Origin of the sequence: Mycoplasma razini (genome assembly GCF_048076865.1) — a bacterium.
In the GTDB taxonomy this organism is placed as follows: domain Bacteria; phylum Bacillota_I; class Bacilli_A; order Mycoplasmatales; family Metamycoplasmataceae; genus Mycoplasmopsis.
The window spans coordinates 562,080-579,522 of sequence record NZ_CP182212.1 but is presented as its reverse complement, the minus strand read 5'-3'; the positions used below and the strand labels follow the sequence as shown (position 1 = coordinate 579,522).

Here is a 17,443-nt window from a genome sequence, read left to right as displayed (position 1 = left end):
AAGGCATAAAAAAACAGCCAAAAGGCTGATTTTTTACATAATTGAATGTATTTTCACGTTTCCTAAAATTTTAGCTGCTTGTAATTCTGGAATTTCAGCTAGTACAACTAAATCAGTGACTTCAATTCCTTGATTTTTTAATAAATCAATAATTGCTTTAGTTGTTCCTCCAGTAGCTAAGATGTCATCAACAATAACTGCTTTCAGTCCTGGTTTAAGAACTTCAGCTTGAATTTCAAGAGTGTTATTACCATATTCTAAATCATAATTTTGTTGAATTACTTTACCTGGTAATTTACCTTTTTTTCTAACCATAACAAATGGTTTTTTAGCTTTATAAGCTACTGGTGTTCCAAAGATAAATCCTCTTGCATCTGGTGCAACAATAATATCAGCATCTGCTACATATTGAGCCATTTGATCAATAACATAATTAAATGCTTCAGGATTATTTAATAATGGAGCAATATCTTTAAATATAATACCTGGTTTTGGAAAATCAGGAACGTGATTAATAAATTTATTTAAGTTCATAGTATTAGTTTACCCTTACATCTTCGTAGAATTCTAAAACATCATCTTCAACAATATCATTGAATCCTTTAATATGTGTACCGAAGTCTTTTCCTTTAACAACTTCTTTAGTGTCATTTTTATCACGTTTAAGTGTTTCGATAACACCTTCATAAATTGTTTTGCCAGCTCTAATAACTTTAACTTTAGAGTTTGCTTTAACTACACCTGAATCACACATACATCCAGCAATCTTACCAACTTTTGAGTAGAAGAATACTTTAATAATGTGTGCTTCTCCAATTTTACGTTCTTCATAAACTGGGGCTTTTTCTCCATCTAACATTGTTTGACAGTCTTCAATAATTTTGTAAATAACGTTATGTACAATTAATGAAACGCTGGCACTAGCAGCATTTTGTTTAATGTTTGGAGAAACTTTTAAGTTGAAACAGAAAATAGTTGCGTTTGAAGCTTTAGCAAGTAATAAGTCAGTTTCATTAACATTACCAGCACCAGCTGAAATAACTTTAATGATAGCTTCATCATTTTCAAGTAAGTTAATTTGATCCTTAATTGCTTGTGAAGTACCATAAACGTCTGACTTAACAATTACGTTAATAGCTTTTTTACCATCAATATTTTCTTCAACATTACTTTGTGAGTATAGTAAGTCCATTTTATCTGCATTAGCTTTTTCTTGTGCTAATTTTTTAGCGAATTTCTCATCATTAAATCCGATAAAACGATCTCCAGCATCAGGTACATAGTTAAGTCCTGAAATAATACCTGGAGCACCTGGTGTAACTTTATCAATTGTAGCTCCGTTTGAGTCAAAAATCATTCTAACTCTTCCGTAACGTGAACCAGCAACTAAGAAGTCACCTTTGTATAAGGTACCATTTTCAACAATGATTGTTGAAACTGAACCAATTCCTTTATCGATTCTTGATTCAATAACAGTACCAATAGGATATCTATTAGGGTTAGCTTTGAGATCTAAAATATCTGATAATAACATAATTGCATCAAATAATTCATTAAGACCTTCACCCTTCATAGCTGAACCATACACGATTTGTGTATCACCACCATATTCTTCAATAAGTACGTCATTTTCAGCAAGTTCACCTTTAATTCTGTCTAAGTCTTTATTAGGTTTATCCATCTTGTTAACGAAAACAATCATTGGCACACCTGCTGCTTTTGAGTGTTCAATAGCTTCCTTGGTTTGTGGCATAACACCATCATCTGCTGCAACTACTAAAATAACTATATCAGTTACTTTAGCTCCACGTGCACGCATTTGAGTAAAGGCTTCATGCCCTGGAGTATCAAGGAATGTAATTTTATGCCCTTTATAATCAATTTGATATGCACCTGTATGTTGTGTAATTCCACTGCTTTCAGTAGCAACAACATTTGAGTGTCTAATTTTGTCAATTAAAGTAGTTTTACCGTGGTCAACGTGTCCCATAACTGTAATGATTGGAGATCTACGAACTAAATCTTGTTCGTCATCAGTAAAGTTAACTTCATCTAAGAAGTTTGAACCATCAATATTGGTTTCCTTTTGGAAATCGTAACCATAGTCTAAACAAATTTCTGCAATTTGTTCTTCATCAAGAATTGTATTTACGTTGCACATTTTTCCTTGCATGAACATTTTCTTGATAATTTCATTAGCTGAAATGTTAATTTTTTCAGCGAAATCAGCAATAGTCATTTTCTCTGTAAAGATAAATACACCATCTTTTAATTCTGTTTTTGTGTTTGATAACTGTTCTTTAATTTCATTTATGTTTGAAATTCTATTATTTTTCTTTGTCATAAAGCACCTCCTTTAATTGTTCTTCTATTTCTGTGTATACTTCTGGCTTTATATTAGTACGGAATACACGATTTAGAGCTCTGGTTTTCTTTATGTAATTTCAATTTTCTTGAGTAGGGATGAAATAAGCCCCTCTTTTTAGTTTGTTATGATCTAAATCCAATTCAACTAGATTAGTTTCTTTATCAAAGCTAAATCTAACTAATTTATCAACTTCAATTATTTGATTAGTTGCAATACATTTACGAGTGTAAATTTTATTCTCAATCATCATCTGCAAGTTCTGAAACATCTAATGAATTAGCTAATCCATAAGACGCTAGATCATCATCAACTTTGAAATCTTTAAGTTGCACTTTAGAATTTTTGAATTCATTAAGTACTTTTTGAGTTTTAGCACTAGTTTCTTCTTCTGATTCTGGTGCATATTCTTCTTCTAATTCATCTGAATTTTCATCAGCATATTCAATATCGTATTTTTCAATTTCATTAATGAAGTCATAACTATCAATTGAATCGATTGCATCTTCAACTTTAATAGCTTCTTCATCGAATAAAGTGTCAAGATCTTGCATGTTAATTGCATGTCTTTTAGCTGCAACTTTCTTAACTGCTTTAGCTGTTGAGTTGTTTTCAGAAGCTACTTCATTACCAAATTCATCTAGTCCATGGTTAAAGTTGTTAAATAAAGCATCTGTATCAATGAATGAGTCAAGATTGTTAAGCATTTTTGAAGCTTTTGAGCTCTTGTTTCTTTCAGTTGTTTTGAAGTAGTGAGGTTCAAATTCATCAGCTTTTTTGAATTCAAAACCTCTTTCAATTGCTTCACTTGCTTTAATTACTGTAATTCTGCTGTTTGTTAGTTTTGAAGCAAGTTCGATGTTAATACCTTTTTTACCAATAGCAATGTTAATTTCGTTATCACGTGCAATTGCATAATATTTATCAACACCTTCTTCTTTTACTATGATAACATCTAATACTTTAGCAGGAGCTAAGGCATTTTTAATATATTCTAAGATGTTATCTGAATAGTTAATTAAGTCGATTTTTTCTCCACCTAATAAGTCGGAAATAGCATTAATTCTATTTGAATATTCACCTAATACTGTTCCGATAGTGTCAAAATCAAGTTTTCTATCTGGGTTCTTTCTTAATGCAACTTTAGATCTTGAACCAGCTGATCTTTCAATTGCAACAATTTGTAAGTCATCGTTTTGAATTTCTGGAATTTCATTGAATAATAAATCGAATAATTCAGTATTTGAAGTTGTTGAAACTTGAACAATACTTAATTTTGAGTCTTCATTAATTGCATCAATATATACTGGAATAAATTTTCCTGGTTGTAAGTTAAGTTTTTCATTAACTTTGTTTGCTGGTAAGAAAGCTGTAATTTGGTCTTCAAATGAAACATTATATGAACCATTTTTATTTCTTGTTAATACTTTAGCATCAACTTTTTTGCCTAGTAATTGAGAGTATTTAGCAATAATTTTTGCTTTTTCAATTGCTTTAAATTCTTGTTTGTAATCGTTTAAGATTGCAACATTAATTCTGTTTGGTAAGTCTGCAAAAGTAAACGGAATTTTAATTGCATCACCAATTTCTGCTGATGGATTTAATGTTTGAGCTTGTGCTAATGTCATGCAAATTAGTTTTTCCTCAGGTGTTTCTTCATTGAATTCAAAATCATTTTCAACTACTTCACCATTTGTGTTATACATTTTTACTAATTTATTTTCGTAATCAGCTTCAAGTAAAATTTCTGCACCTTTGTCAATATTTTTAACAAAAGCTCTTTCAGTAGCTTGTCTAAAGATTTCCATAATATCTTCAAATAAGAAATCATTGTGTGTAGCAACTTCATTAATTAATCTAAATAATTGAAATTCTTCAGAATTATTAACTTCTGGGGTTGTTTTTTTAGTAGCCATAATGTCCTCTTAAAATTTTATATATTCGCTAATTTCAGATATATTAGCTTTTTCGATTTTGATTTTTCTGATTCTGCCTTTTTGATTTCATTCAACCAAAATATGATCTTCTTCAACTGATAATAATTTAGCAATTAATTCAAGTAAGCCATCAAAAGGTTTAACTAATTTAATGTCTAAATATTTATCAATAAATTCATTGATGTTATCAAAAGTTACAGACAAGTCTGTTCCTTTAGAAAGCACTTCTAAAGAAAAATCATCTGTGAACCAGTTTTCAGATTCTAAATAAGCTGAAATTGATCTTGAAATTTTTTCAACTTCCTCTAAATTTGTAGAATCAACTGTGATTGAAAGTGTTTTTCCAAACACTGGATCACTTGTTATACTTGCGTATAAAATTTTAGGAAACTGTTCTTTTAATTTGTTTTCGTTAAACATTTTTCCTCCTATGTAAATGATAAAGAGTTGCTGAACCAGCAACTCCTTTCTTTAACAATTTAATTTATACATATATAATACAATAAAAAGTAAAAGTTTTTTAAAAATAATTATTTTTTTAAACCTTATTAGGTAGTTATTTTTGATTTTAAAGCTTTTTATCAAAGGTAATAATTTGCTTATTTGCATCAACATGTGCTTTAATTCCTAACGGAATAATACATCTTGGTGTTGAATGTCCTATATTGACATTATATAAAACAGGAACATTGTTAGGTATTACTTCCTTTAACACTGTTTTATACTCTTGATAATAAGCTTCATCTTGAGGTTTACCTACAAGTACACCTGACACTTTATCAAAGATTCCATAAGACTTTAAAGCCTGTAGCATAGTGAAATAATGTTCCGGAGATGATTTGGTTTCTGCTGTTTCTAATAATAAAATTTTATTTTCTCATTGATCCAAAGTTGGGAAGATTTGATACTTAGAAGTAACCGCATAGGCTGGTGAATTAATATTTAAAAAATTGTCATATATTGATTCTATACATCCACCTAAAATTTCACCTTCAAAATTACTCTTTCCTTGCAATAATTCAAATCCATTTTTATTTGATAAAACTTCACGTTTGGTATTTAGCGCGCTAGGACTAAAATCTTTTCTTTCCTTGTGCCAAGTCTTAGAAGGAGTAATTTGACTAATTGAGCCACTTGTAATTAATTCATCAAAATAATGTTTAGAATAAGGCAGCATATTTGGTTCTAGCTCACAAATATCAGTTAAAAAAGCTTGCCCATAAAATGTTTTTAAACCTAGTTTGTACAGTAAAAAATGGTTAATTGTTGTATCAGAAAAACCTAAAAATACTTTTTCTTTTAAGCAACTAGCTAAAGTATTTTGTTCTATTAAAAAAGGTATTAATCTATAGGTGTCAAAGCCTCCAATAGCACATAAGATCATATCCACTTCAGGATCTTTAAATGCTGTGATCAAGTCTTCTGCTCTAGCTTGTGGATTTTTATCCAAGAAGTCAATTCCTTTTAAGGCATTTGGCATAATTTTGACTTTTAATCCCATTTGTTCAAGGCGTTGTACTCCAAGATCTAGTTCATGTTTGGCGAAAGCTTCTCCTAGAATACCACTTGAAAGTGATACTAATGCAATTGTTTTTATCATAATTCTTCTTTCTATATTCTTAAATTATAACAAATATTACATTTATATTTTTCTTTTACTAAACTAGAGGTAAATTAATCTTAAATTTTTAGCTTTTGTTTAAAAAGTTTATAGAAATGAATATTGAAACTTTTAACACTATTAGATAGGAACAAAAGGAAAATATTTATCTAAGTAGCTATATTCATTATGAATATAGGTTTTTTTTGCTAAAATATATACTAGTTATGAAAAAGAGATGAAACAAATTTTTAAAATTAAATAATTTTAAGAGATTGATAATCAGTTTCATCACTATAATCTCAGCAATATTAGCAATCGTTTTTGGCAGTGTATTCTACATTAATAAAAACGTTAATAAATCAATTGAGTATGGTGGAGGAATTGAAGTACTTGTCCAAGTTAAAAAAGATGGTCAGAATGCTGACAATCAACTAACTGAACAAGTTAATAGATCTTTATTTGAACGTTTAACTGGTGGTACTGGGCTTAATGGTATAACAGTATCTTCAGAAGGTGAAGGAAAAATTAGAATCACTAAGAGTGGAGCTATAACTGATTCACAGCGTATTGAATTTGAAAAAGAAATAGTTGATAAGCCTATTTTAACCATAACTAATGCTGACTTGCAACCCTTGTTCTATGATGGCATTTTTAAAGTAGGAAATCCAATTAACTCTCTTAATGCAAATGAAGGAAGTCCAATGAACTGGATCCCTCCATTTAAACAAAATTCAGCAGCTGTTTCTTCAAACACACAAAATGGTAAAACATCAGTTAACTTAAGATTAGCTGATAAAGATGCTATTTTCCAATGAACTAAAGCAACTGAATATGTATCTCAGTTGCAAGATCACAGAATGTTAATGTGATTAAATATTGAAAAGTTACTTAAATTAGCTGAGGAAAAATACCCAAGTGATTGAGAAGCCTCAGGTCACAATTTATGAAACTTTATTCACGTTAATAACCAACCATACAGTGTAATTATGGGGATTAATGGGCAACCTCAAAGAGTACCAAACATTTTAAAGGAACATGAATTTAATGCAAGGGAATATTTAATTTCTGACGCAAGTGTTAATGAACCTTTAAATACAGCTGATGTCCAAATCACTGGAAACTTTACACCACAAGAAGCTGGTGAATTAGCTGGAAAAATTAATTTTGGTCTTAGTGATTATGAATTAAGTGTACTTTCAAACATTTATTTAAATCCTAACTTAAATTCAAATGCATTTAATTATGCTATGTATGCAGGTTTAGTAATCTTTAGTTTAATTTCAATCTTTATGATGGTTAACTATGGATTGCTAGGGGCCTTAAGTACAATTTCAATTGCACTATATATATTCTTAACTTTATTACTATTTACAGTACTTCGTGGTGAATATTCACCAGCTACAATTGCTGCTTTAATTATTGGGATCGGAATTAGTGTGGATGCTAATGTTATTACTTATGAAAGATTAAAACGTCAAGTATACACAGGCGACTCACTGAAGAAATCCTTTAGAAATGCTAATAAACTATCATTATCATCGATTTTAGATGCCAATGTGACAACTATTATTGTTGGGTTTATTCTCTTCTACTTCGGAACTAAAGAAGTTAGAGGATTCTCTGTTACATTAGTACTTTCTATTCTATTTACATTACTAGTTATGTTGCTATTTTCTAGATTCTTAGCAACTATGTTGGTTAACTCTGGTTTACTAGATAACAAACTTTATTTACTAGGAATTAGAAAAAGATACATTAATAATAAAACTAAATTAGGTGTTGCTGTTGAAAACAACAATTACCTTAAACAATCTAAATGATTTGCTTTAGGATCATTAACCTTTATGCTAATTGGTGTTATCGTCTTTGCATCAATTTCAGGAGCCAACAAAGACATTTGAGCAGGATTCAATCGTTCATTAGAATTTTCAGGTGGAACAAACATTACCATTACATCTGATGTTGGTGGACAATTAACTCAAGCTCAGGCTCAAGCTATTCAACAAGCTTTATTAAACAATAGTCAAACTCTAAATATTCAAAATGTAGGCTCAATTATTTCACTGAATAAAGTAAATTCATCAAGTGATAACTGAGCTATCTCAATTAAAACAGCTCAAGAGTTTTCATTAGCTGAATTACAAAAAATTAAAGAACTAATTTTAGGACAAGATTCAGCACTTAAAATCATTGATTACTCAATTTCATCTTCTGAAGCTCAAAAATTAGTACTTAATGCAGTAATTGCCACAGCAATTTCTTTTGCAGGTATTGTACTTTACTTATTATTCAGAATGAGCTGAACTTATTCAATTGCAGCTATTATTGGTTTATTACACGACTTCTTAATGGTTATGGCATTTATTGTTATAACAAGATTACAAGTTTCAACTATTATTGTGGCAGCTATGCTTTCAATTTTAGGATTAAGTATCAATGATACTGTGGTTACATTTGACAAAATTAGAGAAACAATTAAAACACAATATGTAAATCAAATTTTAGGTAAAGCAGAAATTACTAAAATCGTTAACAGTTCAATTGCTGAAACATTGAAGAGAAGTTTATATACTTCAGGAACAACTATTTTAGCAATCATTGTGTTATTATGTTTCCACAATGCAACTGATTTCTCATTTAACATTGTTATGTTATTTGGAATTAGCATTGGGGTATATTCATCAATTTATATTTGTTCATGAATCTGATCTAAACTTGAATTACATCGTCAAAGAGTTAGAGCAAAAAGAATTCAAACTGGATACTGAGATATCAACCATCCAGATGAACAAACTTTTGTTGGAATTAACGACTATATCTAATAAAATCAATGAATAAAAACAGCAGACTGTATTGCTGTTTTTATAATCTTGACAAAAATATATAATATTAACAAATAATAAAAAACAATACATATACATAATTAATCCAAGGAGGGAAATATGGCTAAATTTATCGATGAAGTTTATGTAAGCATTCAAGCCGGACGTGGTGGTGATGGAATGGTCTCATTCCGTAGAGAAGCCCACGTTGATAAAGGTGGACCTGATGGTGGAGATGGTGGACGTGGAGGAAACGTCTACTTTATTGGTGATAGTGGTAAAAACACTCTCTTAGCCTTTTATAAAAATAAACACATTGTAGCTAAAGATGGTATCAAGGGTGGACCAAAAAACTTATATGGCGCTAATGCTGAAGATACTTTTATCAAGGTACCTGTTGGTACATTAGTTTACAATGGTAAAAAATTAATTGCTGATGTTATTGAAGCAAACGTTCCATACTTAATTGCTAAAGGTGGAAAAGGTGGAAGAGGAAATACTAAGTTTAAAACTGCCAAAAATACAGCACCAAGAATTAGTGAAAATGGTATGCCTGGTGAAAAATTTGAAGCTCACATTGTTTTAAAAATTCTTAGTGATGTTGGAGTAGTTGGAAAACCATCTGCTGGAAAATCAACATTCTTAAATGCTATTTCTAATGCTAAAGCTAAAGTTGCTGATTATGAATTCACCACATTAGTACCACAACTTGGAATGGTGCAATTCCATGACGATTCCTTTACTGTAGCTGACTTACCTGGATTAATTAAAGGTGCAGCTTTAGGGAAAGGACTTGGAATCCAATTCCTTAAGCACATTGAGCGTTGTAGAGTTATAGCACACATTATCGACTTTGGTTCTGAAGAAAAAGATCCAATTGAAGATTTTGAAGTAATTAATAACGAATTAAAATCATATAACTTAAAACTTGAAAACAAACCTCAATTAGTAATTGCTAATAAATCAGATTTAGATGCATTTGATGCTCACTTTAAGGCTTTTAAAGCTAAATATCCTAACATTGAAGTTGTTACAATATCAGCTATTTTCCGTGAAAATTTAGAAGAAGTTAAAGCTAAATTATGAGACATGATTACTAAACACAATTACGAAACAATTGAGGAAGAACAAGAAGAAGAAACAGTTATTGAATATGAACCTGACTATGTAATTAAGAATCCATACAAAGGATACTTTGAAATTGAAGGTAAAAAGGTAGAAGAATTATACAATCGTATTCCAATTAATACTTTTGACAATTTAGTTAGATTTAATAATATCTTGAAAAAGATGGGTGTTTGAGATGAACTAGTTCGTATGGGCATTGAAATTGGTGATACCGTAAGTATTTATGGTTTCCAATTTGAATGAACTGATGAAAGATAATTTTAAAGAAGCTAATTTGCTGCTAGTAAAAACTAGCAGCTTTTTTGTTGTATCTTTAAAAAGCAGTAAAAGAAAAAATGTGGAACAAAAAATTTCCATATTTTGCAATATTTGCTTATATCACAAAAATAAATCTATAATTAAGGTAATAAGGAACTAATTATGAATGAAAAAATCACTAAAGTACAAGAAATTTCAAAAGCTTTTTTAGCTGATTTAGAAAAGCAATCAGAAAAAGTTGAACTGTTTCAAGCTGTTGAAACTAGACAATTTGACTTGCCGAAATTAATAACTATTCAAAATGTAAGTAAAGAATTTTCACTACGTCATAATAAGAAGTTTTATGCAGTAAAAGATATGAATTTAACTTTATATCAAGGTCAAAATGTTGCTTTATTAGGTTCAAATGGAGCTGGAAAAACTACAACTGTTGAAATGATTGTTGGGATCTCAAATCCAACTAGTGGGCAAATTATTTATAATATGCAGGAAAATAGCAAAATTAGCAATGCGCTAATTGGAATACAATTTCAAGATTCTTCTTACCCGCAAGGGCTAAATGTTAAAGATGTAATTGTTTCGATGAAAAAAATTTATGGTTCAGCTTTAGCTGATAGTGATATTGAAAATTTGATTAAAATTTTTGGAATAGATGAGTTTATTTATAATAAAGCCTCTGCTCTTTCAGGCGGACAGCAACAAAGGCTTAATGCTTTATTAGCAATTATTCACTGTCCAAAATTAATTATTTTAGATGAATTAAGCACTGGGCTAGATATAAAAATTAAATCTCGCTTAATCCATTTCATTAAAAAGTTTGCCATCGCAAATGAATCTTCAATTTTATTAATCTCGCATGATGTTAATGAAGTTGAAATTATAGCAGATCGAATAGTTATTATGCATAAGGGTAAAATCATTTATGACGCTTTAACCGAAGAAACCATAGAGCAATTTGGATCAATAGCTAAATGTTTGGATAAATATATAGGATAAATATGAAAGCAAAAAGAATTAAATCACAATCTGAAAACACTTTTAATGGAATATTTTCATTAATTAATATTCATTTTTGAAAAGCCTTCGTTGGTCCATTTTTTGCTTTTGGCTACCCAATTATCTTTATTGTTGTCTGTGGTTTGATCTTTAATTACCCTATGATTGCCTCATCTTCATTAACAATTGGCCCAGTAGCCATTGCTTGTGTTTCACTTCCAACTGCTATCTTTGAGTTTAAAAAGTCAACCTTACTTAAAAGAATTGGAGCAACAAAAATAAAGCCACTAGTATTCTTGCTCTATGTGTCTAGCTATTACTTTATTATTATGTTTTTATCCGGCTTATGAACTTTGTTTTTCACTTTTATTATTTTTGGACCAGATTACTTCATTGAAGGAAAAGTTGTATATAGTAAAGTAATAGGAGGCATAAATTATCATGTTTCATTAGCTTCATTAAAAGAAATATTTGCACAAATTGAAGTTGGCGGACTAATTTATTCATTATTAACTTTAACATTAGTATCCTTAGCAGTTGGGCTATTTATTGTTTCAGTTTCAAAATCTATCTTAATGATTCAAGCTCTTGGATCAACGTTATTAATTATTTCAATGTTTTTAACAGGACAAGTATTCCCAATGGTAGCTGTTTCAGAAGTTAAAGGGATGTGATGATTTTCATATATATCACCATTTAAATCATCAATAACTCAAAATAAAATGGCTTTTGAAGGTAGTGCTTATTTAACATCAATTATGCCAGTTGGTGGTAGATACATAAACTTTGCAAGCAAAGATGCTCCTGCTATTTATGCACTAAATGATTACATGTCTTATTTAGAATCAGTAGCTAAATATACACAAGCTTTAAAACGCTTTCCATTACTCCAAGGGAATGAAATTAAACCAGAAATTGATCAATTATTGCATCATATGCATAATATTGCAACTAGTGAATTTCACACTATAGCTTTTGAAAAATATAATATCTTTGATGTTAATAAAACTTATTATTCAGTCAATTCACTTAAAACTATTCAACCTTTAGTAGTGCCTTTTGAATCAGTGCTTACTGAAACAGTTAATAATAGTTTAAAAGACATTTTAGCCAATGGGCAAGGTATGAATGACAATAATATATTGTTTATACAAAACCTAGCATTAGGTGCAAATGCTCCAGTAGAACATCAAGATTCATTTAAACAAGTAATTCAAAATTTAAATGCTAATAATTTAAATGAAAGCACTCATCAAATTGTTGAATGAATTAAACTTCGTGCTGACTTTAGTCATGATTTACATTCATATATCTTAATGAGCAATAAAGCGATTTCTCAAGATGATTTAATTCAAATAGGTTCAAAAGCTGAAAATATTGTAAACTTGATTTTACCTTATGTATGAAGCGTCTTACTATTTGGACTTTCATCTAAATCATTTAAATGATCAACACGTTAATTAAAGTGCTTAGGCACTTTTTTATATAAAAAAACACCAATTAAAATCAATTGGTGCATAAATAGTTCTATTTATTATTGTTTTTGAAGTGCATCAACTAGTTCAACTGCAAATTTAAGTGAGTCTTGTAGTTCATCATTGTCAAGTTTACTGAAATCAACATTTGCAGCTTTTACCTTTTCGTTATCCTTGTATTTATTTGATTCAAGGAAGATAGATGTTGATAATTCCTCAGCTTTTTCTTTATCTGAGTAGTTTTGAGCAATAAATTTTGCAATTTTTTTGTCAATTGAATCCCCATCAACATTCTTAATTTTGGCAACAATTGCTTCAATACTTTCTACTTCCTCAACAGCTGCAAGTTTTTCTTCAGTTATACCTTCTGCAAGTTTAATTTCTTTTTCGCTTTGAAGTTTTAAGTTTTCTTCTTTATAGTGATTGTTTATTTTTTCTAATTCTTCAATTTTTTTAGTTAATTTTTCAAGTTCAATATTGTGTAAGCTTTTAGCACTTTCTAATTCAGCTTTTGAAGATTTAGTTAATTCTTCTTTTTCATTTGTAACTTTTAATAGTTCAGCTTCTTTTGCTGCTTTTTCAACTAAAAGGCTTGATTTTTCTTGGTTTAATTGTTCTTTTTCAGCTTTAAGTTTGCTGATTTCTTCATCTTTTGATTTAGTATCGTTACATGCAACAGCAGCTAATGGAGCTAAAACTACACCAGTAACTAAAGGCAGTGAAAAAAATCATTTTGGTTTTTTCATTTGTCTCCTAGATTGTAATATTTTTAATTGAGATATGTTATAAACCTAAAGGCTCATAACATATTAATTGTATCAATTTAATTAATTTTTTTATGCTTTTTGAATTGAATTGGTTATTACACCTATATTATAGTGTTAATTTCTTTATTTTTTAATTGACTTTTTGCATCAAAAATACTTATAAAATATTACTTTTTATTCATATTAAAAATAAATATTTTTAAATATACAAATAAATTATTGAACACTAAGATTTTTTCTTGTAGATTCTTTTCTTATTGTGTTTAGTTTTTTTATCTTACTTTAGTAAGATATAAACTGAAAAAAGTATTATAATTTCACTAATTTAAGGAGAAACAATGAAAGCAAATAAACTTTTAAATCACACAACAAGTCACTTACTTGGCGCAGCAGTAGAAAAACTTTATCCAAATGTTAAATTAGGATTTGGTCCTGCTACAGATGAAGGATTCTACTATGATTTCGAATTTGAAACACCATTAAGTGAAACTGAATTATCTAAAATTGAAAAATACATGAAAAAACTTGCTTCACGTAATTTAGTTATGAAACAAGTTTCAATTAATGAATATGATTTTACCAATAAACCTTATAAACAAGAATTATATGATGAACTAGTGGCAGCGGGGAAAAATGTTACTTTCTACGCACTAGTTGATCCACTTAATAATGAAACTGTTTTTGTTGACTTATGTGCGGGTGGGCATGTAGAAGACACTAAAAAAATTAAATACTTTAAACTTCTTTCTCTTGCTGGTGCATACTGAAGAGGAAATAGTGATAATATCCAATTAACAAGAATTTATGGTACTTCATGAGAAAGTCAAGCTGAACTAGATGCTTACTTAGAAATATTAAAAGACAGAAAAGAAAGAGACCACAGAAAAATTGGTAAAGAACTTAAACTTTTTACTTTCAATAAATTAGGTGGTCAAGGACTACCATTCTGACTTGAAGATGGAATGTACATTCACAACGAAATTAGAAATCTTGTTCTTAAAATGGACAGAAAATATGGATTTACCGAAGTTTTAACTCCACACTTTGGTGAAGAAGAACTTTATGAAATTTCAGGTCACTTAGCTCACTATAAAGATGATATGTTTAGACCTATAGTAGTTGAAAATGAACGTTTAATTCCACGTCCAATGACATGTCCACACCACATTTTATGTTACAACACAGAAAAACGTTCATATCGTGATTTACCAATTAGATATTCTGAACAATCACAACTATATAGATATGAAAAATCAGGTGCTTTAACAGGACTTGAACGTGTTAGAGGAATGCTTCTTACAGAAGGACACTTATTTGTAAGAAAAGACCAAATCGCTGAAGAATTTAAATCAATGTACCAATTAATTAAAGAAACTTTAGAAATCTTTAAAATACAAATTTCATATGTTTCACTTTCATTAAGAGATCCAGAAAATAAAGAAAAATACTATGAAGATGATCACATGTGAAATGAAGCTGAAAATCAACTTCGTGAAGTGCTTAATGAACTTGGTGTTAAATATGAAGAAAAAATTGGTGAAGCAGCTTTCTATGGACCTAAAATGGACATTCAAATATTTACAGCTTTAGGACATGAAATCACTGTTTCAACATTACAACTTGATTTCTTATTACCAGAACGTTTCCAAATTACATTTACAAACCAAAACAATGAAGAAGAACGTCCAGTTATGATTCACCGTGGACTAATTGGAACATATGAACGTTTTGTTGCTATTTTATTGGAACAAACTAAAGGTGTTTTACCATTTTGACTTGCTCCTAAACAATTTACAGTTATTCCAGCAACTAACAATGCTGAAGATGTTAAATATGCACAAGAAATCAACAAAATCTTATTTAATGCAGACTTTAGATCAAAAATCGATGATAGAGATGAAAGACTTGGTAAAAAAGTTCGTGAAGCTCAAATGTCTAAATCTAAATACCAAATTATTTTAGGTGAAAAAGAAAGACTTAGTGAAACTGTTTCATATAGAGAATATGGAAAAGAAGAAACTGTTACATTACCATTAGCTGATTTCATTTTAAAAATGATGAGATTGAGAGATTCTCGTGGATAAGCAAAAAACTGCCACTAAACATTCTAAAAAAAGAAATTGATATATAACATCATTTTATATTTACTTAATATTATTTAGCTTATTACTAATTTTATCTAGTGGTATTATTATCCCTTGAAATGTCTTTATTACTGATGCTAATTATCATTTACCATTATGAGCAAGAATTATTATGTCATTAGTTTATGGATTTAGTGTAGTAATATTTGGTTTTGCATTAGCTTGAAAGAAAAAGCTATCTATTTATCGCTTTTCAAATTATGTTTTTATTATAGGGATTGTATTAACTTTATTTTGAATTCCACAATCTCATACTATTAAAGGACCAGATAATAAAGAAACTTTTCAAACTGAATGATTAGTATTCCCGTTTGACACTGTTTTGGTTTTCTTACTATGTGCTGTAGCATATTTAGCTGCTACATTCACATTAAATGAAAAATTAATGGATAAATTAAGACAAATGTTTGGAAAACAAAAAACTTTTTTAGAAACTAATAATTCAAATCTTAATAAGCAAGCCACTATATTAAATACTACTCATGATCAGAAGAAAGAACTTATTCAAGAGTTAGATCTTACTAAACAAGAAATAGAAAATACTGATAATAAATAATTCATCCTTCGGGGTGAACCTGAGTTTCAAATACATTCAACACCCTATATAATATTTATATTGGGTGTTTTTTGCTTACTTTTGCCTAAGAAAAACACCCTATTTATTGCAAAACTAACTACTTTGATAATTATTATAAGTGTAATGAAAATTACAAATGATTATCTAAAAAGAGAGCATTGAGATTTTACGCTTCATTAGTCACCTATTCATAAGAGATGTTGTTAAAATGATTAATAGAAATTCCTCAACCATTTCAAGTTAACTAAAGAGTAGCGCTCTATAAAAGTGATATAATAATATGTGGAATATTTTCCATAAGGATAAAATGATTCATATTATTTTGATGTAGGAAATAAAAAACTGTGAATATGCTTGATGCAGATTATAGTAAATATTTTCGAAAAGAATGATGATACACATATGGCATTAGTATGCATGGTACAAGAGTAGCATCTATTATAGGAGGAAAACCAGGTATATATCCTTTTGCTCGTATTATAGTTACTATCTAAATCCAAGGTATAACGGACTTATTGATGAATTAAAATATTTTAAGAATAATGATGTAAATATAATAAATAACAGTCGAGAAATCGATGCAAAATATATAACAAATGAAAATTGCACAGATTATCAAAAGCATAAAAATAATTACCGTGCCAATTATATAAATGAATATATTTATAATTATCCAGAAACAATTTTTACTATATCAGCCCATAATGAAAATAATTCACCTGATCATGGGAGAAATATTTATTCAATGAAGCTATAGCTTATAATACAATTGTTGTTGGCTCACATAGTAAAATGATCAACAATCTTTATTTTCTACATATCTGTCAAAAACAGGTAGAAGAGCCAATATGTAGCAAATGTAGAACCATATCAATTTAAAAAAGAGATGATTCAATAATAAGTATGCACCCTGTTAACAAGTTCTTATAATTTAAGCGAAAAGAATTTAGATGTTTTATCTCATGATGGCACAGGCATTCTTGATGCTAGAAAAATGGAAGAATCTATCCTTTTACTAAAATATTTAAAGTTTACAAAAGAAACTAATCAGCATCTATGGCTAAAAATGAATACAAATTTGTAAAAGAATGACAAAAAAGTTGAAGTAGTTCAACTGGACAAAAATTATATTGTTAGAGTGGGCATTGCATGATTAAAAACCCAAACAAAACAGAAATTGATGATTTTGATTTAGCTATTATCGATGAAAATGGCAATGAGCTTATAAAAAATAACAGAACTAAACAAAATTTAGAATTAATAAAATTCAAAGCTCGAGCCTCTGAAAAAGTACAAAGTAAACATTAGATACTATGAGGAAACAAAATGAAGATATTCATGTATCCTATACAAAAACAATTCAAGGAGAAT

Annotated in this window: 14 protein-coding genes; 7 read left to right on the top strand and 7 right to left on the bottom strand. The window is 29.1% G+C overall.

Features of this window, described 5'->3' with window-relative positions:
* Positions 1 to 33: 33 nt before the first annotated feature.
* The 6 genes from ACM0L0_RS02275 to ACM0L0_RS02250 all read right to left on the bottom strand — a co-directional run bounded on the left by ACM0L0_RS02275 (position 34) and on the right by ACM0L0_RS02250 (position 5,902).
* Positions 34 to 534 (bottom strand): adenine phosphoribosyltransferase, encoded by a 501-nt coding sequence (locus ACM0L0_RS02275; RefSeq protein WP_416738364.1) that lies wholly within the window; start codon positions 532 to 534, stop codon positions 34 to 36.
* Between the two features lie 4 nt (positions 535 to 538).
* Positions 539 to 2,344 (bottom strand): translation initiation factor IF-2, encoded by a 1,806-nt coding sequence (gene infB, locus ACM0L0_RS02270; protein WP_416738363.1) that lies wholly within the window; start codon positions 2,342 to 2,344, stop codon positions 539 to 541.
* The gene (locus ACM0L0_RS02265) at positions 2,328 to 2,615 is read right to left on the bottom strand and encodes a YlxR family protein (protein ID WP_416738362.1); all 288 of its coding nucleotides are present in this window, start codon (positions 2,613 to 2,615) and stop codon (positions 2,328 to 2,330) included. The genes infB and ACM0L0_RS02265 overlap by 17 nt, the downstream gene beginning before the upstream one ends.
* Complete coding sequence (locus ACM0L0_RS02260; protein WP_416738361.1) at positions 2,602 to 4,281, bottom strand: NusA N-terminal domain-containing protein; 1,680 nt, start codon at positions 4,279 to 4,281, stop codon at positions 2,602 to 2,604. The genes ACM0L0_RS02265 and ACM0L0_RS02260 overlap by 14 nt, the downstream gene beginning before the upstream one ends.
* Before the next feature lie 9 nt (positions 4,282 to 4,290).
* Positions 4,291 to 4,722 (bottom strand): hypothetical protein, encoded by a 432-nt coding sequence (locus ACM0L0_RS02255; protein WP_416738360.1) that lies wholly within the window; start codon positions 4,720 to 4,722, stop codon positions 4,291 to 4,293.
* Positions 4,723 to 4,870: 148 nt separating this feature from the next.
* Positions 4,871 to 5,902: a S66 family peptidase gene (locus ACM0L0_RS02250; RefSeq protein WP_416738359.1), complete on the bottom strand. Its 1,032-nt coding sequence runs from the start codon at positions 5,900 to 5,902 to the stop codon at positions 4,871 to 4,873.
* A gap of 227 nt (positions 5,903 to 6,129) precedes the next feature.
* Here ACM0L0_RS02250 and secDF point away from each other — a divergent pair, with 227 nt between their 5' ends.
* From secDF to ACM0L0_RS02230, 4 genes are all read left to right on the top strand, one after another.
* Positions 6,130 to 8,727, top strand: coding sequence for a protein translocase subunit SecDF (gene secDF / locus ACM0L0_RS02245; protein WP_416738358.1), 2,598 nt, complete (start codon positions 6,130 to 6,132; stop codon positions 8,725 to 8,727).
* Between the two features lie 120 nt (positions 8,728 to 8,847).
* On the top strand, positions 8,848 to 10,113 hold the full coding sequence (obgE, locus tag ACM0L0_RS02240; RefSeq protein WP_416738357.1) for a GTPase ObgE: 1,266 nt from the start codon (positions 8,848 to 8,850) through the stop codon (positions 10,111 to 10,113).
* 162 nt (positions 10,114 to 10,275) lie between these two features.
* On the top strand, positions 10,276 to 11,109 hold the full coding sequence (locus ACM0L0_RS02235; protein ID WP_416738356.1) for an ABC transporter ATP-binding protein: 834 nt from the start codon (positions 10,276 to 10,278) through the stop codon (positions 11,107 to 11,109).
* 2 nt (positions 11,110 to 11,111) lie between these two features.
* Positions 11,112 to 12,569, top strand: coding sequence for a hypothetical protein (locus ACM0L0_RS02230; RefSeq protein WP_416738355.1), 1,458 nt, complete (start codon positions 11,112 to 11,114; stop codon positions 12,567 to 12,569).
* Positions 12,570 to 12,643: 74 nt separating this feature from the next.
* Here the strand turns inward: ACM0L0_RS02230 and ACM0L0_RS02225 are convergent, their stop codons facing one another.
* Positions 12,644 to 13,330, bottom strand: coding sequence for a hypothetical protein (locus ACM0L0_RS02225; protein ID WP_416738354.1), 687 nt, complete (start codon positions 13,328 to 13,330; stop codon positions 12,644 to 12,646).
* Positions 13,331 to 13,689: 359 nt separating this feature from the next.
* Here ACM0L0_RS02225 and thrS point away from each other — a divergent pair, with 359 nt between their 5' ends.
* The 3 genes from thrS to ACM0L0_RS02210 all read left to right on the top strand — a co-directional run bounded on the left by thrS (position 13,690) and on the right by ACM0L0_RS02210 (position 17,380).
* Positions 13,690 to 15,435, top strand: coding sequence for a threonine--tRNA ligase (gene thrS / locus ACM0L0_RS02220; RefSeq protein WP_416738353.1), 1,746 nt, complete (start codon positions 13,690 to 13,692; stop codon positions 15,433 to 15,435).
* Complete coding sequence (locus tag ACM0L0_RS02215; RefSeq protein WP_416738352.1) at positions 15,428 to 16,051, top strand: hypothetical protein; 624 nt, start codon at positions 15,428 to 15,430, stop codon at positions 16,049 to 16,051. Before thrS ends, ACM0L0_RS02215 begins: the two co-directional genes overlap by 8 nt.
* A gap of 1,170 nt (positions 16,052 to 17,221) precedes the next feature.
* Positions 17,222 to 17,380 carry a hypothetical protein gene (locus ACM0L0_RS02210; protein ID WP_416738351.1) on the top strand — a complete coding sequence of 53 codons (159 nt, stop codon included), beginning with the start codon at positions 17,222 to 17,224 and terminating at the stop codon, positions 17,378 to 17,380.
* Positions 17,381 to 17,443: the final 63 nt, after the last annotated feature.